Origin of the sequence: Aquincola tertiaricarbonis (genome assembly GCF_000969605.1) — a bacterium.
GTDB classification, from domain to species: domain Bacteria; phylum Pseudomonadota; class Gammaproteobacteria; order Burkholderiales; family Burkholderiaceae_C; genus Aquincola; species Aquincola tertiaricarbonis.
In genome coordinates, this window is record NZ_JZUE01000012.1 from 55,562 (window position 1) to 73,704 (window position 18,143).

The 18,143-nt window shown below is 65.8% G+C and carries 19 protein-coding genes and 1 tRNA gene; all 20 read right to left on the bottom strand.

Going from position 1 to position 18,143, the window contains the following annotated elements:
• Window positions 1–31 precede the first annotated feature (31 nt).
• Window positions 32–655 (bottom strand): NUDIX domain-containing protein, encoded by a 624-nt coding sequence (locus VO99_RS16020; RefSeq protein ID WP_375136399.1) that lies wholly within the window; start codon window positions 653–655, stop codon window positions 32–34.
• Window positions 631–930 carry a DUF2818 family protein gene (locus VO99_RS16025; protein ID WP_046113896.1) on the bottom strand — a complete coding sequence of 100 codons (300 nt, stop codon included), beginning with the start codon at window positions 928–930 and terminating at the stop codon, window positions 631–633. Before VO99_RS16025 ends, VO99_RS16020 begins: the two co-directional genes overlap by 25 nt.
• Before the next feature lie 15 nt (window positions 931–945).
• Window positions 946–2,430 carry an NADH-quinone oxidoreductase subunit NuoN gene (nuoN, locus tag VO99_RS16030; RefSeq protein WP_046113897.1) on the bottom strand — a complete coding sequence of 495 codons (1,485 nt, stop codon included), beginning with the start codon at window positions 2,428–2,430 and terminating at the stop codon, window positions 946–948.
• Window positions 2,431–2,445: 15 nt separating this feature from the next.
• Window positions 2,446–3,921 carry an NADH-quinone oxidoreductase subunit M gene (locus VO99_RS16035; protein ID WP_046113898.1) on the bottom strand — a complete coding sequence of 492 codons (1,476 nt, stop codon included), beginning with the start codon at window positions 3,919–3,921 and terminating at the stop codon, window positions 2,446–2,448.
• A gap of 22 nt (window positions 3,922–3,943) precedes the next feature.
• Window positions 3,944–5,974 (bottom strand): NADH-quinone oxidoreductase subunit L, encoded by a 2,031-nt coding sequence (nuoL, locus tag VO99_RS16040; RefSeq protein ID WP_046114035.1) that lies wholly within the window; start codon window positions 5,972–5,974, stop codon window positions 3,944–3,946.
• Between the two features lie 6 nt (window positions 5,975–5,980).
• A complete protein-coding gene (gene nuoK, locus VO99_RS16045; RefSeq protein ID WP_046113899.1) occupies window positions 5,981–6,307 on the bottom strand; it encodes an NADH-quinone oxidoreductase subunit NuoK in 327 nt (108 codons plus the stop codon).
• Window positions 6,307–6,957, bottom strand: a complete 651-nt coding sequence (locus VO99_RS16050; RefSeq protein ID WP_046113900.1) for an NADH-quinone oxidoreductase subunit J — start codon at window positions 6,955–6,957, stop codon at window positions 6,307–6,309. The genes nuoK and VO99_RS16050 overlap by 1 nt, the downstream gene beginning before the upstream one ends.
• Window positions 6,958–7,016: 59 nt before the next feature.
• Window positions 7,017–7,505, bottom strand: a complete 489-nt coding sequence (nuoI, locus tag VO99_RS16055; protein ID WP_046113901.1) for an NADH-quinone oxidoreductase subunit NuoI — start codon at window positions 7,503–7,505, stop codon at window positions 7,017–7,019.
• A 34-nt stretch (window positions 7,506–7,539) separates the two neighbouring features.
• Window positions 7,540–8,601, bottom strand: coding sequence for an NADH-quinone oxidoreductase subunit NuoH (gene nuoH / locus VO99_RS16060; protein ID WP_046113902.1), 1,062 nt, complete (start codon window positions 8,599–8,601; stop codon window positions 7,540–7,542).
• 2 nt (window positions 8,602–8,603) lie between these two features.
• Window positions 8,604–10,934 (bottom strand): NADH-quinone oxidoreductase subunit NuoG, encoded by a 2,331-nt coding sequence (nuoG, locus tag VO99_RS16065; protein ID WP_046113903.1) that lies wholly within the window; start codon window positions 10,932–10,934, stop codon window positions 8,604–8,606.
• 20 nt (window positions 10,935–10,954) lie between these two features.
• A complete protein-coding gene (nuoF, locus tag VO99_RS16070) occupies window positions 10,955–12,313 on the bottom strand; it encodes an NADH-quinone oxidoreductase subunit NuoF (protein ID WP_046113904.1) in 1,359 nt (452 codons plus the stop codon).
• Window positions 12,314–12,315: 2 nt separating this feature from the next.
• Window positions 12,316–12,807 carry an NADH-quinone oxidoreductase subunit NuoE family protein gene (locus tag VO99_RS16075; RefSeq protein ID WP_046113905.1) on the bottom strand — a complete coding sequence of 164 codons (492 nt, stop codon included), beginning with the start codon at window positions 12,805–12,807 and terminating at the stop codon, window positions 12,316–12,318.
• Window positions 12,804–14,057 carry an NADH-quinone oxidoreductase subunit D gene (locus tag VO99_RS16080; protein ID WP_046113906.1) on the bottom strand — a complete coding sequence of 418 codons (1,254 nt, stop codon included), beginning with the start codon at window positions 14,055–14,057 and terminating at the stop codon, window positions 12,804–12,806. The genes VO99_RS16075 and VO99_RS16080 overlap by 4 nt, the downstream gene beginning before the upstream one ends.
• A gap of 25 nt (window positions 14,058–14,082) precedes the next feature.
• Window positions 14,083–14,685, bottom strand: coding sequence for an NADH-quinone oxidoreductase subunit C (locus tag VO99_RS16085; RefSeq protein ID WP_046113907.1), 603 nt, complete (start codon window positions 14,683–14,685; stop codon window positions 14,083–14,085).
• Window positions 14,686–14,715: 30 nt separating this feature from the next.
• A complete protein-coding gene (locus VO99_RS16090; protein WP_046113908.1) occupies window positions 14,716–15,192 on the bottom strand; it encodes a NuoB/complex I 20 kDa subunit family protein in 477 nt (158 codons plus the stop codon).
• A gap of 6 nt (window positions 15,193–15,198) precedes the next feature.
• Window positions 15,199–15,558 carry an NADH-quinone oxidoreductase subunit A gene (locus tag VO99_RS16095; RefSeq protein WP_046113909.1) on the bottom strand — a complete coding sequence of 120 codons (360 nt, stop codon included), beginning with the start codon at window positions 15,556–15,558 and terminating at the stop codon, window positions 15,199–15,201.
• A 164-nt stretch (window positions 15,559–15,722) separates the two neighbouring features.
• Window positions 15,723–15,807: transfer RNA gene (locus VO99_RS16100), tRNA-Leu, on the bottom strand.
• Window positions 15,808–15,926: 119 nt separating this feature from the next.
• Entirely contained in the window at window positions 15,927–16,328 is a 402-nt protein-coding gene (gene secG, locus VO99_RS16105; protein ID WP_046113910.1) for a preprotein translocase subunit SecG, read from the bottom strand.
• Between the two features lie 21 nt (window positions 16,329–16,349).
• Entirely contained in the window at window positions 16,350–17,096 is a 747-nt protein-coding gene (tpiA, locus tag VO99_RS16110; protein ID WP_046113911.1) for a triose-phosphate isomerase, read from the bottom strand.
• Between the two features lie 7 nt (window positions 17,097–17,103).
• Window positions 17,104–18,093: an NAD(P)H-quinone oxidoreductase gene (locus VO99_RS16115; protein ID WP_198156965.1), complete on the bottom strand. Its 990-nt coding sequence runs from the start codon at window positions 18,091–18,093 to the stop codon at window positions 17,104–17,106.
• Window positions 18,094–18,143: the final 50 nt, after the last annotated feature.

The following is an 18,143-nucleotide window of genomic DNA, read 5'->3' on the forward strand; positions in this document are numbered from 1 at the left end:
CGTGCAGCCTGTGGCAGGCGGGCCGGCGTGTTCAGGCCGCCGACGCGGCCTGCCAGTCGAGCGGCCAGGCCCCGGCCTTCCAGCGCTGCAACCACAGCAGGCAGATCAGCGTCTTGGCATCGGTGAGTTCCCCGCGGCCGGCCAGTGCATCCAACTCGTCGGCAGACAGCAGGTGCACGTCGATCAGCTCGCCATGGTCCAGCTGCTGCGTACCGGCCTCCAGGCCACGCGCGAAGAAGATCTCGATGTGCTCGTTGGAATAGGCGGCTGCGTTGTGCAGGATGCCGGCGCGTGCCACTTCACGGGCGCGGTAGCCGGTCTCCTCTGTCAGCTCGCGCAGGCCGCAGCGCATGGTGTCCTCGCCTGGGTCGATCTTGCCGGCCGGAAACTCCAGCAGCACGCGGCCCAGCGGATAGCGGTGCTGCCGCACCAGCACCAGGCGGCCGTCGTCCAGCAGCGGCACCACCACCACCGCGCCGGGGTGCACGATGTACTCACGGGTGGCGGTGTCGCCACCGGGCAGCGCAATCACATCGCGGCGCACGTCCAGGAAGTTGCCGCGGTACACCTGCTCACCCGAGACACGGGTCTCGATCAGGTGACGGTCGCTTTCTTCTGCCATGGACTGCCTCAGGGGCGGCGCAGGACGCGCCAGACAAAACCGGGAAACGCCAGGGTCAGGAACAGGCAGGCACCCGCCGCATAGAACTCCCAGCCTTGCGGCTGCCGCTGGCCGATGCGCGATTCCAGCGCCATGCCCACCAGCAGCGTCAGCGCGGCCATCACGGCCAGCTCCAGCAGCCGCCACGGCCAGCGCTTGGGCGCGCGCACCGGACCGAGCAGGAACAGCCGCTCATTGAAGAACGGCAGGTTGGCCGCCACGGTGGCCACCAGCAGGACCAGCCAGACTTCGGCCGAATGCGAACCCACGGCAGCCGGCCGTCGTCAGCTGGCCAGGGCCTTGACGATGGCGTCGCGGCACATCGCCATCAGCCCGCCCGGCAGGATGCCGAGCAGCAGCACCGCCGCACCGTTGACCGCCAGCAGCGCGCTGACACCCGAGCCCTGGACCACCGCGGGCGAACCAGCCGGCGGCTCATCGAAGTACATCACCTTGATGACGCGCAGGTAGTAGAAGGCGCCGATCAGCGACAACAGCACCGCAGCCACCGCGATCCACAGGTACAGCTCGATGTTGGTGGTGACCAGCGCCTGCAGCACCGCCAGCTTGGCGTAGAAGCCCACCGTCGGCGGAATGCCGGTCAGCGAGAACATGAACACCGCCATCACCCCGGCCATCCACGGTGCGCGGCGCGACAGGCCGGCCAGGTCGTTGATGTCCTCGCTCTCGAAGCCCTCGCGCGACAGCAGCATCAGCAGCCCGATGCTGCCCAGCGTGGTGAGCGTGTACGCCACCATGTAGAACATCGCCGAGCTGTAGGCATTGCCGGCCGACAGCGTGTTGCCGCTGACCACGCCCGAGGCCAGTGCCAGCAGCATGAAGCCCATCTGCGCAATGGCCGAGTAGGCGAGCATGCGCTTGAGGTTGCTCTGCGCGATGGCCGCGAAGTTGCCGATGGCCAGCGAGACCACGGCCATCACCAGCAGCATCTGCTGCCAATCCACCGCCAGGCCCAGCATGCCCTCCACCAGCAGGCGGATGGTCATGCCGAAGGCGGCCAGCTTGGGCGCACCGGCGATGAGCAAGGTGACGGCGGTGGGCGCGCCGTGGTAGACGTCGGGCACCCACATGTGGAACGGCGCGGCACCCAGCTTGAAGCCCAGGCCGGCCACCACGAACACCAGGCCGAACACCAGCACGGTGTTGTTGGCGCCGCCCTTGCCGATCACCTCGAACACGCCCGGGATCTCCAGCGTGCCGGTGGCGCCGTACATCATCGACAGGCCGTACAGCAGGAAGCCGCTGGCCAGCGCGCCCAGCACGAAGTACTTCATCGCGGCCTCGGTGGCCACGGCGCTGTCACGCCGCAGCGCCACCAGCGCATACAGCGACAGGCTCATCAACTCCAGGCCCAGGTACATCACCAGGAAGTTGTTGGCCGACACCATCACGCAGATGCCCAGCAGCGAGAACATCGCCAGGGTGAAGAACTCGCCCTTGAGCATCTCGCGCGAGCCGATGTACGGCTGCGCATAGGCAATCGAGACCATCACCGAGATGACGGCGAAGAAGGCCAGCAGGTGGCCCATCGGATCGGCGACCACCATGTTCTGCATGCCGTAGGCGGTCACGCCGCCCTGCACATAGCTCAGGTGCAGCGCCGCCACCAGGCCGAGCGACACCTGCGTCAGCCAGAAGGTGGGCCGGCGCTTCGGGTCGGTGACAAACAGGTCCGCCAGCGCCACCACGCAGGTGAGCACGAGCAGCAGCAGCTCGGGGTAGATGACCAGCCAGTTCATTTCAATCATGGTTGTGGCCATCCGTCAGGGAAGTTTGGAAACAGCCACGTGTTTCAGCAGCTCGGTGACGGAGACATGCATCACGTCGGTCACCGGCTTCGGGTAGACGCCCATCGCCAGCGTGGCGATGGCCAGCACGGCCAGCATCAGGAACTCGCGGCTGTTGATGTCGGTCAGCGCACGCACGTTGTCGTTGGCCACGTCGCCCAGGTACACGCGTTTGACCATCCACAGGTTGTAGGCCGCGCCCAGGATCAGCGCGGTGGCCGCGAGGATGCCGATCACGAAGCTGAACTTGACCGACGCCAGGATCACCATCCACTCGCCAATGAAGCCGCTGGTACCCGGCAGGCCGGCATTGGCCATCGCGAAGAACACCGCGAAGGCGGCAAACTTCGGCATGGTGTTCACCACGCCGCCGTAGGCCTTGATCTCACGCGAATGCACGCGGTCATACAGCACGCCGATGCACAGGAACATGGCGCCCGAGACGAAGCCGTGGCTCACCATCTGCACCAGGCCGCCGGCCACGCCCAGTTCGCTGAACAGGAAGAAGCCCAGGGTGACGAAGCCCATGTGCGCGATGGACGAGTAGGCCACCAGCTTCTTCATGTCCTGCTGCACCAGCGCCACCAGGCCGACGTAGATCACCGCCACCAGCGAGAACGCCACGATCAGCCAGGCCCACTGATGCGAGGCATCGGGCACGATGGGCATGGAAAAGCGCAGGAAGCCATAGGCGCCGAGCTTCAGCATGATGGCCGCCAGCACCACCGAACCGCCGGTGGGCGCCTCCACGTGCGCATCGGGCAGCCAGGTGTGCACCGGCCACATCGGCACCTTCACGGCGAAGGCCGCGAAGAAGGCGAAGAACAGCAGCGTCTGCGCGGTGGCGGGCAGCGGCAGTTGGTGCCAGTCCAGGATGGAGAAGCTGCCGCCCGACTTGTAGTACAGGTACAGCAGCGCCACCAGCATCAGCAGCGAGCCCAGCAGCGTGTACAGGAAGAACTTGAACGCCGCGTACACGCGCCGCGGGCCGCCCCACACGCCGATGATGATGTACATCGGGATCAGCGTGGCTTCGAAGAACACGTAGAACAGCAGGCCGTCCAGTGCCGAGAACACGCCCACCATCACGCCCGACAGGATCAGGAACGCGCCCATGTACTGGTTGACGCGGTCAGTGATCACCTCCCAGGCGGCGATCACCACGATGATGGTGATGAAGGCCGTGAGCAGCACGAACCACACCGAGATGCCGTCCACGCCCAGGTGGTAGCGGATATTGAAACGGTCGATCCAGGCGTAGTTCTCGACGAACTGCATCGAGGCCGTGCCCGCATCGAAGCCACCGATCAATGGCAGCGTGACGGCGAAGCTGGCGATGGCGCCCAGCAAGGCCAGCCAGCGCACGGCCTTGGCGTATTCGTCGCGCCCCAGGGCCAGCAGGACGGCGCCGACAGCGATCGGCAGCCAGATGGCAACACTCAACAATCCCATGTTCTTGTTCTCCGCCCCGCCATCAGCGCCCGAAGAGGCCGCCGAGCGTGGGCCACAGTTGCCAGGTCATCAACCCGAACACACCCAGCAGCATCACCAGCGCATACCAGTACAGGTGGCCGGTCTGCAGGAATCGGGTCAGCGAGGCGATGCCCCCCATCAGGCGCGCCGAACCATTGACGAACACGCCGTCGATCAGACCCACGTCGCCGCCCTTCCACAGCCCCACGCCGAGCAGGCGTGCGCCGCCGGCGATGAACTTCTCGTTGAAGGCATCGAAGTAGTACTTGTTCTCCAGCAGGCGGTAGATCGGGCCGCTGCGCGCCTTGATGGCCGCCGGGATCGACGGTGCCTTCATGTAGAAGAACCAGGCCAGGACCACGCCGGCCAGGGCCAGCCAGAACGGCGCCGTGAGGAGGCCGTGCGAGGCCATGGCGGCAGCGCCGTGGAAGGCCTCGTTCAGCTCGGCCATGGCCGGATGCTTGGCCGCGTCCACGAAGATCGCGTCCTTGAAGAAGTCGCCGTGCAGCATCGGACCGATGGTCAGGTAGCCGATCAGCACCGACGGGATGGCCAGCAGCACCAGCGGCGCGGTCACCACCCAGGGCGACTCATGCGGCACATGCGGTTCATGGTGGCCGTGCTCGTCGTCGTGGTGGTCGTGCTCGCCCGGGAACGGCTTGTGGCGGAAGTTCTCCTTGCCATGGAAGACCAGGAAGTACATCCGGAAGGAGTAGAACGCCGTGACGAACACACCCGCCAGAACCGCGAAGTTGGCGAAGCCCGAGCCCCACAGGTGGCTGGCATGCACCGCCTCGATGATGCTGTCCTTCGAGTAGAAGCCGGAGAACAGCGGCGTGCCGATCAGGGCCAGCGAGCCCAGCAGCGACGTGATCCAGGTGATGGGCATGTACTTGCGCAGGCCGCCCATGTTGCGGATGTCCTGGTCGTGGTGCATGCCGATGATGACCGAGCCTGCACCGAGGAACAGCAGCGCCTTGAAGAACGCATGCGTCATCAAGTGGAACACCGCCACAGAGTAGGCCGACACGCCCAGTGCCACCGTCATGTAGCCCAGCTGGCTCAGCGTGGAGTACGCCACCACGCGCTTGATGTCGTTCTGGATGATGCCCAGGAACCCCATGAACAGCGCCGTGATGGAGCCGATCACCAGCACGAAGGACAGCGCGGTGTCCGACAGCTCGAACAGCGGCGACATGCGGGCCACCATGAAGATGCCGGCCGTCACCATCGTCGCCGCGTGGATCAGCGCGGAGATCGGCGTCGGGCCTTCCATCGAGTCCGGCAGCCACACATGCAGCGGCACCTGCGCGCTCTTGCCCATCGCGCCGATGAACAGGCAGATGCAGGCGGTGGTCAGCAGCATCCAGTCGGTGCCGGGCAGCGTGAGCTTGGCCAGTTCGCCGCTCTTGGCAAAGGTCTCGCCGTAGTTCAGCGTGCCGGTGTAGGCCAGCAGCAGGCCGATGCCGAGGATGAAGCCGAAGTCACCCACCCGGTTGACCAGGAAGGCCTTCATGTTGGCGAAGATGGCCGTCGGGCGCTTGAACCAGAAGCCGATCAGCAGGTACGACACCAGGCCCACCGCCTCCCAGCCGAAGAACAGCTGCAGGAAGTTGTTGCTCATCACGAGCATCAACATCGAGAAGGTGAACAGCGAGATGTACGAGAAGAAGCGCTGGTAGCCCGGGTCCTCCTCCATGTAGCCGATGGTGTAGATGTGCACCATCAGCGACACGAAGGTCACCACGCACATCATCATCGCGGTGAGACCGTCGACCAGGAAGCCGACTTCCATCTTCAGGTCGCCGAGCACCATCCACTCGTAGACGGTGGCGTTGAAGCGGGCACCGTCGACGACGACGCTCTGCAGCACCATCACGGACAGCACGAAGGCGATGGCCACGCCGAGGATGGTGGCGATGTGCGAGCCGCGGCGGCCCACCGTCTTGCCGAAGAAGCCGGCGATGACGGAGCCGGCCAGCGGCGCCAGCGGCACCGCGAGAAGCATGTTCTGGGACAGGGTTGCCGACATGGTCAATCAGCCCTTCAGGGTATCGAGTTCGTCGACGTTGATCGACGCACGGTTGCGGAAGAGCACGACCAGGATGGCCAGGCCGATGGCGGATTCGGCGGCCGCCACCGTCAGGATGAAGAACACGAACACCTGGCCCGCCATGCGGTCGGCCACGGCCGGCAGGTAGTGCGAGAAGGCGATGAAGTTCAGGTTGACCGCCAGCAGCATCAGCTCGATGGCCATCAGCAGCACGATCAGGTTGCGGCGGTTCAGGAAGATGCCGATCACCGACAGCGCGAACAGCACCGCGCCCAGCGACAGGTAGTGGCCAAGAGACACGGGGCCCAGCATCACTGTTTCCCCTCGGCTTGGGCGCCCGGCTGGGCGGCAGGCACCGAAGGCACCTCGATCGTCGGTTTCATCTTGACCAGTCGGACACGGTCCGCCTTCTTGACGCGCACCGCCTGCGAGGCATCGATGGCACGCGAGTCCTTGCGCTTGCGCAGCGTCAGCGCGATGGCCGCCACGATGGCCACCAGCAGCAGCACCGCGGCGATCTGCAGCGGGTAGAGATACCTGGTGTACATCTCGATGCCCAGCAGCTTGGTGTTGCCGGCCTCGATCTCCGCCGCGGTCATCATCGGCGCCTCGGGCACGTAGAAGCCCTGGTACAGCACCGCCGCCATCTCCAGCGCGATCAGCGCGCCGATCAGGCCGGCCACCGGGAAGTGCTTCCAGAAGTTCTGTCGGAAGGCGTCGGTGTTGATGTCCAGCATCATCACCACGAAGAGGAACAGCACCATCACTGCGCCGACGTACACCAGCACCAGCGTGATGGCCAGGAACTCGGCCTTCAGCAGCATCCAAACGCAGGCTGCGCTGAAGAAGGCCAGCACCAGGAAGAGCGCCGCATGCACGGTGCTGCGCGCCGTGATCACGCGGAAGGAGGCTCCCAGCAGCACCGCCGAGAACGCATAGAAGAGAGCGGTCGTCGTATTCATGTTTTCTTGAACGCGCGCACGCGCCGGGCCAGGGCCGCCTGGGCAGGCGGCCGCAGCCGTCAGCGGTACTTCGCGTCGGCCTCCTTGTTGGCGGCGATCTCGCGCTCGTAGCGGTCACCGACGGCCAGCAGCATGTCCTTGGTGAAGTACAGGTCGCCGCGCTTTTCGCCGTGGTACTCGAGGATGTGCGTCTCGACGATGGAATCGACCGGGCAGCTTTCCTCGCAGAAGCCGCAGAAGATGCACTTGGTCAGGTCGATGTCGTAGCGCGTGGTGCGGCGAGAACCGTCGTCACGCACGTCCGATTCGATGGTGATGGCCAGCGCCGGGCACACTGCCTCGCACAGCTTGCAGGCGATGCAGCGCTCTTCGCCATTCTCGTAGCGGCGCAGCGCATGCAGCCCACGGAAGCGCGGCGACAGCGGCGTCTTCTCTTCCGGAAACTGGATGGTGATCTTCTTCTGGAAGAAGTGGCGGCCCGTGAGCTTCAGGCCCTTGAGCAGCTCCAGCAGCATGAAGCTGGAGACGAAGTCTTTGACGGCAGACATGGGGTGACCTCTGTGTGCGGGGCGTTAGCCGGCTTTAAGGCCAGATGTTCCAGGGCGACTGGATCCACAGGCCAACGACGACCAGCCACACCAGGGTGACGGGAATGAAAATCTTCCAGCCCAGACGCATGATCTGGTCGTAGCGGAAGCGGGGGAACGTGGCACGCACCCACAGGAACATCGTGACGACCACGAAGACCTTGATCGCCAGCCAGATCCAGCCAGGGATGAAGTCGAGGAACCCGAAGGGGCTCAGCCAGCCGCCGAGGAACAGGATCACGGCCAGGGTGGAGACCAGGATCATGTTGGCGTATTCGGCCAGGAAGAACATCGCGAACGACATGCCCGAGTACTCGATCATGTGCCCGGCCACGATTTCCGACTCGCCTTCCACCACGTCGAACGGGTGGCGGTTCGTCTCGGCCAGGCCGGAGATGAAGTACACGACGAAGATGGGCAGCAGCGGCAGCCAGTTCCAGGACAGCAGGCCCACGCCCTTGTCGGCGAAGAAGCCGGTGCCCTGGCTGGTGACGATGGCGCTCATGTTCAGGGTGCCCGACACCATCAGCACCACGACGAAGCAGAAGCCCATCGCGATCTCGTAGCTCACCATCTGCGCCGAAGCCCGCAGCGCACCCAGGAAGGCGTACTTCGAGTTGGAGGCCCAGCCCGCGATGATCACACCGTACACCTCCAGCGAGGTGATGGCCATCAGGAACAGCAGGCCGGCGTTGACGTTGGCCAGCACCACGTCAGGTCCGAACGGCACCACGGCCCAGGCCGCCAGCGCCGGCATGATGGTCATGATCGGGCCCAGGAAGAACAGGCCCTTGTTGGCCGCCGTCGGGCGGATGATTTCCTTGAAGATCAGCTTGACCGCATCGGCGATGGGCGTGAGCAGGCCGAACGGGCCAACGCGGTTGGGGCCCGGGCGGATCTGCGTCCAGCCGATGGCCTTGCGCTCCCACAGCGTGAGGTAGGCGACGCAGCCCATCAGCGGCGCCACCACCGCGACGATCTTGATCAGGCTCCAGACCACCAGCCAGAGCGTGGGGCCGAGCAGCGACGTGCCGGCTTGTTGGACGGTATCCAGCATGTTCAGGCTTTTTCGATGGTCAGCGCGCCGAACATGGCGCCAAGGGTGGCGGTGTGGTCATGGCCGGCCGGCACGCGCACGGTGTTGCCAGCCAGTGTCGGCTCTTCCACGGCAGGCAGCACGGCGGACGCCTGGCCTTGCGAGACGCGCACGCGGTCGCCGACCTGCAGGCCCAGTGTCTGCCACAGGCCTGACGGCAGGCTGGCAACCGGCGGGCGTGCATCGGCCGTCAGCTGCAGCGAGGTGGCTCGGCGCACGATGGCGTCGGCGCTGTAGATCGGCACATCGGCCAGGCGCTCGATGCCGTCCTGCGGGCTGATGGTCACCTGGCCCAGCGAAGCCGCCTCGTTGTTCAGCCGGCTGGTGATGCCGGCGGCATCGCCCAGGGCTTCCGCGCGCACCTCCTCCGAGGTCTCGTGGTTGAAGCCTTCCAGGCCCAGCAGATTGCCCAGCACTCGCAGCACCTTCCAGGCCGGGCGGGCATCGCCCAGCGGCTTGGTCACGCCGTGGAAGCTCTGCACGCGGCCTTCGGCGTTGACGAAGGTGCCGGAGGTCTCGGTGAAGGGCGCGATCGGCAGCAGCACGTCGGCGTTGTCGACCTGCGCATCCTTGAAGGGCGTGAGCGCGACCACCAGGCCCGAGCCCTGCAGCGCTGCACGGGCCGCCGCGGCGTTGGCGGCGTCCAGCACCGGCTCCACGTTGAGGAGCAGCAGGGCCTTCATCGGCTGCGACAGCATCTGGCCCGCGTTCAGGCCGCCTTGGCGCGGCATGGCATGCACCAGCTGCGCGCCGACGGTGTTGCCTGCCTCGGTGAGGTAGCCCACCGAAGCGCCGGTGTGCTGCGCGATGAAGTTGGCCAGTGCGAGCAACTGGGAGGCTTCCGGGTGCTGCGCGGCGGCATTGCCCAGCAGCACGGCCTTTTGCTGACCCGAGATCAAGGAAGTGGCGATCGCACGGGCGTCCTCGGTGGGCTCGATACCGGCATCCAGCGACACCGGCGACACGGCGCCGGTCGCTGCGGCCACGGCGGCAGCCACCTGGGCCAGCACGCCCACCCAGGCACTGGGGGCGGCCACCAGGCGGATGCCCGTGGGCATCAGCCACTCGTCATTCACCGCGCCCAGGCTGTGCACATGCGCGCCATGCCGCGCGGCCTGGCGGATGCGCTGCGCCATCAGCGGCTGGTCCTTCCGCAGGAACGAGCCGATGACGAAAGCACGCTGCAGTGTCGACAGCGAGGCGATGGAGGTGCCCAGCCAACGCACGCCGCCCTGCTCCAGCGCGAAGTCGGCGTGGCGGGTGCGGTAGTCGATGTTGTCGCTGCCCAGGCCGCGGACCAGCTTGGCCAGGAGATGAAGTTCCTCGACGGTGGACTGGGCCGAGCCCAGCGCGCCGATGCCGGCCACGCCGAACTCACCCTTCACGCGCTTCAGGCCATCGGCCACATAGCCCAGCGCGGTGTTCCAGTCGACGGCCTGCCACTGGCCGCCCTGCTTGATCATCGGCGTGGTCAGGCGGCTGGGGCTGTTCAGTGCTTCGTACGAGAAGCGGTCGCGGTCCGACAGCCAGCATTCGTTCACCGCCTCGTTCTCGAGCGGCAGCACGCGCATGACCTTGTTGGACTTGACCTGCACGATCAGGTTGGCGCCCACGCCGTCGTGCGGGCTCACGCTCTTGCGGCGCGACAGCTCCCAGGTGCGGGCGCTGTAGCGGAAGGGCTTGCTGGTCAGCGCGCCAACCGGGCACAGGTCGATCATGTTGCCCGAGAGCTCGGAGTCCACCGTGTCGCCGGCCACCGTGGTGATCTCGGAATGCTCGCCGCGGTGGATCATGCCCAGCTCCATGATCCCGGCCACTTCCTGGCCGAAACGCACGCAGCGGGTGCAGTGGATGCAGCGCGTCATCTCTTCCATCGAGATGAGCGGACCCACGTCCTTGTGGAACACCACGCGCTTTTCTTCCTGGTAACGCGAGGAAGAACCGCCGTAACCCACGGCCAGGTCCTGCAGCTGGCATTCGCCGCCCTGGTCGCAGATGGGGCAGTCCAGCGGGTGGTTGATCAGCAGGAACTCCATCACCCCTTGCTGCGCCTTGATCGCCTTGTCGCTCTTGGTGCGCACGATCATGCCGTTGGTCACCGGCGTGGCACAGGCGGGCATCGGCTTGGGCGCCTTCTCCACCTCGACCAGGCACATGCGGCAGTTGGCCGCAATGCTCAGCTTCTTGTGGTAGCAGAAGTGCGGGATGTAGGTGCCCGCGGCGTCGGCGGCATGCATGACCATGCTGCCTTCGACCACGCTGACCTTCTTGCCGTCGAGTTCGATTTCAACCATGTTGTGTGTCCCGGTTGCCGTCAGGCATGCACGGCCGCGGCCGGCTGCGGGACCTTCGCAGTCTTGTGTTCGATGAGGTGGACGAACTCGTCGCGGAAGTGCTTGAGCATCGCCCGCACCGGCATGGCCGCGGCGTCACCCAGCGCACAGATGGTGCGGCCCTGGATGTTGTCAGCCACCGAGTTCAGCAGGTCGATGTCTTCCGGACGGCCCTGGCCGTTGGCGATGCGATCGACCATGCGCCACAGCCAGCCCGTGCCTTCGCGGCACGGCGTGCACTGGCCGCAGCTCTCGTGCATGTAGAAGTAGCTCAGGCGCAGCAGGCTGCGCACCATGCAACGGCTGTCGTCCATCACGATGACGGCGCCCGAACCCAGCATCGACCCCGCCTTGGCGATCGAGTCGTAGTCCATGGTGCACTCGTTCATAATCGAGGCCGGCAGCACCGGCGACGACGAGCCGCCCGGGATCACGGCCTTGAGCTGCCGGCCGGTGCGCACGCCACCTGCCAGTTCCAGCAGCTTGCTGAACGGCGTGCCCAGCGGGATCTCGTAGTTGCCAGGCTTGTTGACGTCACCCACCACCGAGAAGATCTTCGTGCCGCCGTTGTTCGGCTTGCCGATGTCGAGGTAGGCCTGGCCGCCATTGCGGATGATCCAGGGCACCGCGGCGAAGGTCTCGGTGTTGTTGATCGTGGTCGGCTTGCCATACAGGCCGAAGCTCGCCGGGAACGGCGGCTTGAACCGCGGCTGGCCCTTCTTGCCTTCCAGCGATTCGAGCAGCGCGGTTTCTTCACCGCAGATGTAGGCGCCGAAGCCGTGGTGCGCATGCAGCTGGAAGCTGAAGCCGCTGCCCAGGATCTGGTTGCCCAGGTAGCCGGCGGCCCGCGCTTCTTCCAGGGCGGCCTCGAAGCGTTCGTACACCTCGAAGATCTCGCCGTGGATGTAGTTGTAGCCCACGCTGATGCCCATCGCGTAGGCCGCGATGATCATGCCCTCGATGACGATGTGCGGGTTGTAGGCCAGGATGTCCCGGTCTTTGCAGGTGCCCGGCTCGCCTTCGTCGGAGTTGCACACCAGGTACTTCTGGCCCGGGAACTGGCGGGGCATGAAGCTCCACTTCAGCCCGGTCGGGAAGCCTGCGCCGCCGCGACCGCGCAGGCCCGACAGCTTGACGTCGGCGATCACCTGGTCGGGCGTCATGCCGGCGCCGCCGTCGGTGCCCAGGATGCGCTTGAGCGCCTGGTAGCCACCGCGCGCCTCATAGTCGGCGATCGACCAGTTGCGGCCGTTCAGGCCCGCATAAATTTGCGCGCCGATGTGGCGGTCGTGGAAGCAGGTTTCGAGGCCGGTGGCCTGGAACCGGGAAAGGTCGGGCATGTTCACTTTGCCTGCGCCTTCAGTGTGTCGACCAGCGCGTCGAGCCGCTCGTCGGTCATGTAGCTCACCATCTGGCGGTCATTCACCAGCATCACCGGTGCATCGGCGCAGGCGCCCAGGCACTCGGTCTTCTGCACGGTGAACAGGCCATCGGCGCTGGTGCCGCCTTCATCGACATGCAGCTTGGCGCACAGGTGCTCCAGCGCATGCTGGCCGTTGCGCAGCTGGCAAGGGAGGTTGGTGCAGACGTTGAGCTTGTAGCGGCCCAGCGGCTGCTGGTTGTACATGTTGTAGAAGGTCGTCACCTCGTGCACCGCGATCGCGGGCATGCCGAGGTAGTCGGCGATCTCCTGCTCGCTCTCGGGCGAGACCCAGCCCAGTTCCTGCTGCGCAATCGACAGGCAGGCCATCACCGCAGACTGCTTCTGCTCGGGCGGGTACTTGGCAACTTCCTTGGCGAAGCGGGCCAGGGTGTCCACGGAAAACAGGCTCATCGATCGATCTCGCCAAACACGATGTCCATCGTCCCGATGATGGCGACGGCATCGGCAATCATGTGGCCGCGCGCCATTTCATCGAGGGCTGCAAGGTGCGCAAAGCCCGGTGCGCGGATCTTCAGGCGGTACGGCTTGTTGGCGCCGTCGCTCACCAGGTAGATGCCGAACTCACCCTTCGGATGCTCCACGGCTGCGTAGGCCTCGCCTTCGGGGACGTGGAAGCCTTCGGTGAAGAGCTTGAAGTGATGGATCAGCTCTTCCATGCTGGACTTCATGTCCAGCCGCGAAGGCGGCGCCACCTTGTGGTTGTCGGTGATCACCGGGCCGGGGTTCTTGCGCAGCCAGGCCACGCACTGCTCGATGATGCGGTTGGACTGCCGCATCTCCTCGATGCGCACCAGGTAGCGGTCGTAGGTGTCGCCGTTGGTGCCCACCGGCACGTCGAAGTCGATGCGGTCATAGACCTCATAGGGCTGCGTCTTGCGCAGGTCCCAGGCGATGCCCGAGCCGCGCAGCATCGGGCCGCTGAAGCCGAGGTTCTTGGCACGCTCCGGCGTGACGACGCCGATGCCCACGGTGCGCTGCTTCCAGATGCGGTTGTCGGTCAGCAGCGTCTCGTACTCGTCGACGTGCGTCGGGAAGCGCTTGGTGAAGTCGTCGATGAAGTCCAGCAGCGAACCCTGCCGGTTGTCGTTCATCGCCGCGATGGCCTTGGCATTGCGGATCTTCGACACCTTGTATTGCGGCATCGAGTCCGGCAGGTCGCGGTACACGCCGCCAGGCCGGAAATAGGCCGCATGCATGCGCGCGCCCGACACCGCCTCGTACATGTCGAACAGGTCTTCCCGCTCGCGGAAGCAGTAGATCAGCATGTTCATCGCGCCGCAGTCGAGACCGTGCGCGCCGAGCCACAGCAGGTGGTTCAGCAGGCGGGTGATCTCGCTGAACATCACGCGGATGTACTGCGCGCGCTCGGGCACCTCGATGCCCATCAGCTTCTCGATGGCCAGGCAGTACGCATGCTCGTTGGACATCATCGACACGTAGTCGAGACGGTCCATGTAGGGCAGCGACTGGATGAAAGTGCGGCTTTCGGCCAGCTTCTCGGTCGCGCGGTGCAGCAGGCCGATGTGCGGGTCGGCACGCTGGATGACCTCGCCGTCGAGCTCGAGCACCAGGCGCAGCACGCCGTGCGCGGCGGGGTGCTGGGGCCCGAAGTTCAGCGTGTAGTTCTTGATCTCTGCCATAGAAACCTGTTGGCGCCGGCGGCGCTCAGTGCAGCCCGCCGTAGTTGTCTTCGCGGACGATGCGCGGCGTGATCTCGCGCGGCTCGATCGTCACGGGCTGGTAGATCACGCGCTTCTGCTCAGGGTCGTAGCGCATCTCCACATGGCCCGTGGTGGGAAAGTCCTTGCGGAACGGATGGCCGATGAAGCCGTAGTCGGTCAGGATGCGGCGCAGGTCCAGGTGGCCTTCGAAGATGATGCCGTACAGGTCGAAGGCTTCGCGCTCGAACCAGTTGGCGGCATTCCACACCTCGTTGACCGAGGCCACCATCGGGAGGTCGTCATCCGGGCAGTACACGCGCAGGCGCAGCCGCCAGTTGTGCTGCAGAGAGAGCAGGTGCGTCACCACGGCGAAGCGCGGACCCTCATACGCGCCGCTGTCCTGCCAACCGCTGTAGTCCATGCCGCACAGGTCGATCAACTGCTCGAACCGCAGCGCGGGATCGTCACGCAGCCGCAGCGCCACGTCGGCGTACACCGCAGCGGCCACGGTGATGGTGATCTCGCCGCGCTCGCGCTTGAAGGTCTTGATCTTGTCGCCGAGCACCGACTGGAGCGCGGCTTGCAGGTTGTCGAGTTTCTGGGTCATGCGATGGCTGACGCTGGGTGGCCGGCCGCCTCAGCGGGCGATCGTGTTCTCGCGGCGGATCTTGGCCTGCAGCTGCAGGATGCCGTATAGCAAAGCCTCGGCCGTGGGCGGGCAGCCCGGCACATAGACGTCCACCGGCACAATGCGGTCGCAGCCGCGCACCACCGAATAGCTGTAGTGGTAGTACCCGCCGCCGTTGGCACACGAGCCCATCGACAGCACCCAGCGCGGCTCGGCCATCTGGTCGTAGACCTTGCGCAGGGCCGGCGCCATCTTGTTGCACAGCGTGCCGGCCACGATCATCAGGTCGGACTGGCGCGGGCTGGGACGGAACAGCATGCCGAAGCGGTCGATGTCGTAGCGGGCAGCACCCGCATGCATCATCTCCACCGCGCAGCAGGCCAGGCCGAAGGTCATCGGCCACAGCGAGCCGGTCTTCGACCAGTTGATCAGCTTGTCGACCGATGTGGTGACGAAGCCTTCCTTGAGAACGCCTTCGATACCCATTTGTGCTTACTCCCAGTCGAGGGCGCCCTTTTTCCACTCATAGACGAATCCGACCACCAGGATGGTCAGGAACAGCATCATCGCCCAGAAGCCGGCGGGGCCGATCTCCCTGAGCGCAACGGCCCAAGGGAAGAGGAATGCGATTTCGAGGTCGAACAGGATGAAGAGAATGGCCACCAGGTAGTAGCGCACGTCGAACTTCATTCGGGCGTCCTCGAAGGCCTCGAAGCCGCATTCATAGGGCGAGTTTTTCGCCATGTCGGGCCGTTGCGGACCGAGAACAAAACCCAGCACCTGGGGCACGATGCCTACACCGATACCGACCAGGATGAACAGGATGACAGGTAGGTACTGTTGCAGGTCCATGGCTCTTGGCTAAGGTTGCGAGATCGACGTCCGGGCAGCAAAAAGCGCGCCGGAACCAGCTTGGCTCACTCAGCGCGCCCAGTTTTCCCTGCATTGCTGATCGCATTCAGGGCGCTGTCTTGCAAAGTACCGGTGAGGGCCTTGCTTACAACCCATCTCATTTCTGGTGCCGACGGCGAGACTCGAACTCGCACAGCTTTCGCCACTACCCCCTCAAGATAGCGTGTCTACCAATTTCACCACGTCGGCGGTTTTGTCAACTTCGACTGTTCGGTTTTGCTTGAGGATTGCTCACTGAACAGCCTCGCATTCTAGCCCGAAATTTCCCGCATCACGAGGGTTGTCACCAACATGATGCAGGAGGCAGATCAAGGCTTCGGGATGACGGCGCCAGAGGCCGCCGGCGCAGCAGGGACGACCGGGGCCACCGGTGTGGAGGCCGAAGGCAGCGCGGCGGAGGCCGCGGGCGTAGGCGCCGAGGGAATGGCGCGCTCGAACACCGTGCCACCGGTGGCGGGTTCCACGGTGCGCTCCCGGCTGTTCAGGTAGGCCAGGGCCAGCGTGCAGATGAAGAACACGGTGGCGCAGGCGGCGGTGGAACGCGACAGGAAGTTGGCGCTGCCGGTGGCACCGAACAGGCTGCCCGACGAGCCGCCACCGAAGGAAGCGCCCATGTCGGCGCCCTTGCCGTGCTGCACCAGCACCAGTCCGATCATCGTGATCGCCGTCAGGAGCTGGACCGCCAGCACGATGTTCATCCAGATTTGCATTTCTTGTGACTCCGGGAGTTCTCAGGGCGCGGCGCGGCCGATGGCGATGAAGTCGGCGGCCTTGAGCGAGGCACCGCCGATCAGCCCGCCATCGATGTCGGGCTGCGCAAACAGGGTTGCGGCGTTGTCGGGCTTGACGCTGCCGCCGTAGAGGATCTTCATCGCGCCGGCCTGCGGCGTGGCTGCCTGCAACTGCGCACGCAGCAACGCATGAACGGCTTGCGCCTGCTCGGGCGATGCGGTCTTGCCGGTGCCGATGGCCCACACCGGTTCGTAGGCGACGACCATCTCGCCCACGCAATGCCCCAGCGTATGGATCACGGCGGACAGCTGCCGCTTGACCACCGCCTCGGTCTCGTTGGCCTCGCGCTGGGCCAGCGTCTCGCCCACGCACACGATGGGCGTGATGCCCTTGCCAAGCGCAGCCTTGGCCTTGTCGGCCACCAGCTGGTCGCTTTCGGCATGGTAGGCACGGCGCTCGGAGTGGCCGACGATGACGTAGCGGCAGCCGAACTCGTGCAACATGGCGGCCGACACCTCGCCGGTGTAGGCGCCCTGCTCATGGGCCGAGCAGTCCTGTGCGCCCCAGCGGATGGCACTGGCGGCCAGGGCCACCGCGGCTTCCGACAGGAAAGGGAACGGCACGCACACCGCCATGTCGGCATTGCTGGGGCCGGCGTCCAGCAGACCTTCGAACAGCTCGGCATTGGCCTTGTGGCTGCCGTGCATCTTCCAGTTGCCCACCACCAGTTTGCGTCGTGTAGTCATCGTCCAATCACCAACTCAAAACGATCTTGCCGACATGGCTGCTCGATTCCATCAGCGCATGGGCGTCCGCCGCCTGTGCTGCCGGAAACACCTTGTGGATCACCGGCTTGACGCGCCCGGCCTCGATCAGCGGCCACACGGTGGCGCGCAGTTCCTGGGCCAGCACGGTCTTGTAGGCCACCGAGCGCGGACGCAGCGTGGAGCCGACGATGGCGATGCGCTTGCGCAGCACCAGGCCAGCGTCGAAGCTGCTCTTGGTGCCGCCCTGCACGGCGATCAGCGCCAGGCGGCCGTCGGTGGCCAGGCACTCGATCTCGCGGCCGACGTAGTCGCCGGCCACCATGTCGAGCACCACGTCCGCGCCCTTGCCGCCGGTGATGCGCTGCACCTCGGCCACGAAGTCCTGGGTGCGGTAGTTGATGCCATGGTCGGCACCCAGCTGCACGCAGGCGGCCACCTTGTCGTCGCTGCCCGCGGTGACGATCACGCTGGCGCCGATGGCCTTGGCCAGTGCGATGGCGGTGGTGCCGATGCCGCTCGAGCCGCCCTGCACCAGCAGCGTCTCGCCTGCCTTCAGCCCCGCGATGTGGAAGACGTTCTGCCACACGGTGAAGAAGGTCTCCGGCAGGGCCGCGGCCTCGACGTCGGACAGGCCGGCCGGAATCGGCAGGCACTGGCCGGCAGGCGCGGTGCACAGCTCGGCATAACCGCCGCCGGCCACCAGGGCGCACACGCGGTCGCCGATCTTCAGGCCGGCGGCGGCCAGGTCGTCGTCGCTGCCGGCGGCCACCGTGCCGGCCACTTCCAGGCCCGGCAGGTCCGAAGCACCGGGCGGCGGCGGATAGGCGCCCTTGCGCTGCAGCACGTCGGGGCGGTTGATGCCCGCGGCCTTCACCGCGATCAGCAACTCACCCTTGGCGGGCGCGGGGTCGGGCCGCTGCACGAGGCGCAGTACTTCAGGACCGCCGCCGGGCCCCGCGATCTCGATAGCGTTCATCGGAATACTCCGTGCCAGGCCGCGGCGGCCGAAGCTGCCGCGGCACCTTG

What these genes read in the sequence shown, in the direction of transcription:
- nuoN (WP_046113897.1), bottom strand. Translation starts at nt 2,430, where the DNA reads ATGATTGAAATGAACTGGCTGGTCATCTACCCCGAGCTGCTGCTGCTC.
- VO99_RS16035 (WP_046113898.1), bottom strand. Translation starts at nt 3,921, where the DNA reads ATGGGATTGTTGAGTGTTGCCATCTGGCTGCCGATCGCTGTCGGCGCC.
- nuoL (WP_046114035.1), bottom strand. Translation starts at nt 5,974, where the DNA reads ATGTCGGCAACCCTGTCCCAGAACATGCTTCTCGCGGTGCCGCTGGCG.
- nuoK (WP_046113899.1), bottom strand. Translation starts at nt 6,307, where the DNA reads ATGCTGGGCCCCGTGTCTCTTGGCCACTACCTGTCGCTGGGCGCGGTG.
- VO99_RS16050 (WP_046113900.1), bottom strand. Translation starts at nt 6,957, where the DNA reads ATGAATACGACGACCGCTCTCTTCTATGCGTTCTCGGCGGTGCTGCTG.
- nuoI (WP_046113901.1), bottom strand. Translation starts at nt 7,505, where the DNA reads ATGTCTGCCGTCAAAGACTTCGTCTCCAGCTTCATGCTGCTGGAGCTG.
- nuoH (WP_046113902.1), bottom strand. Translation starts at nt 8,601, where the DNA reads ATGCTGGATACCGTCCAACAAGCCGGCACGTCGCTGCTCGGCCCCACG.
- nuoG (WP_046113903.1), bottom strand. Translation starts at nt 10,934, where the DNA reads ATGGTTGAAATCGAACTCGACGGCAAGAAGGTCAGCGTGGTCGAAGGC.
- nuoF (WP_046113904.1), bottom strand. Translation starts at nt 12,313, where the DNA reads ATGCCCGACCTTTCCCGGTTCCAGGCCACCGGCCTCGAAACCTGCTTC.
- VO99_RS16075 (WP_046113905.1), bottom strand. Translation starts at nt 12,807, where the DNA reads ATGAGCCTGTTTTCCGTGGACACCCTGGCCCGCTTCGCCAAGGAAGTT.
- VO99_RS16080 (WP_046113906.1), bottom strand. Translation starts at nt 14,057, where the DNA reads ATGGCAGAGATCAAGAACTACACGCTGAACTTCGGGCCCCAGCACCCC.
- VO99_RS16085 (WP_046113907.1), bottom strand. Translation starts at nt 14,685, where the DNA reads ATGACCCAGAAACTCGACAACCTGCAAGCCGCGCTCCAGTCGGTGCTC.
- VO99_RS16090 (WP_046113908.1), bottom strand. Translation starts at nt 15,192, where the DNA reads ATGGGTATCGAAGGCGTTCTCAAGGAAGGCTTCGTCACCACATCGGTC.
- VO99_RS16095 (WP_046113909.1), bottom strand. Translation starts at nt 15,558, where the DNA reads ATGGACCTGCAACAGTACCTACCTGTCATCCTGTTCATCCTGGTCGGT.
- secG (WP_046113910.1), bottom strand. Translation starts at nt 16,328, where the DNA reads ATGCAAATCTGGATGAACATCGTGCTGGCGGTCCAGCTCCTGACGGCG.
- tpiA (WP_046113911.1), bottom strand. Translation starts at nt 17,096, where the DNA reads ATGACTACACGACGCAAACTGGTGGTGGGCAACTGGAAGATGCACGGC.
- VO99_RS16115 (WP_198156965.1), bottom strand. Translation starts at nt 18,093, where the DNA reads ATGAACGCTATCGAGATCGCGGGGCCCGGCGGCGGTCCTGAAGTACTG.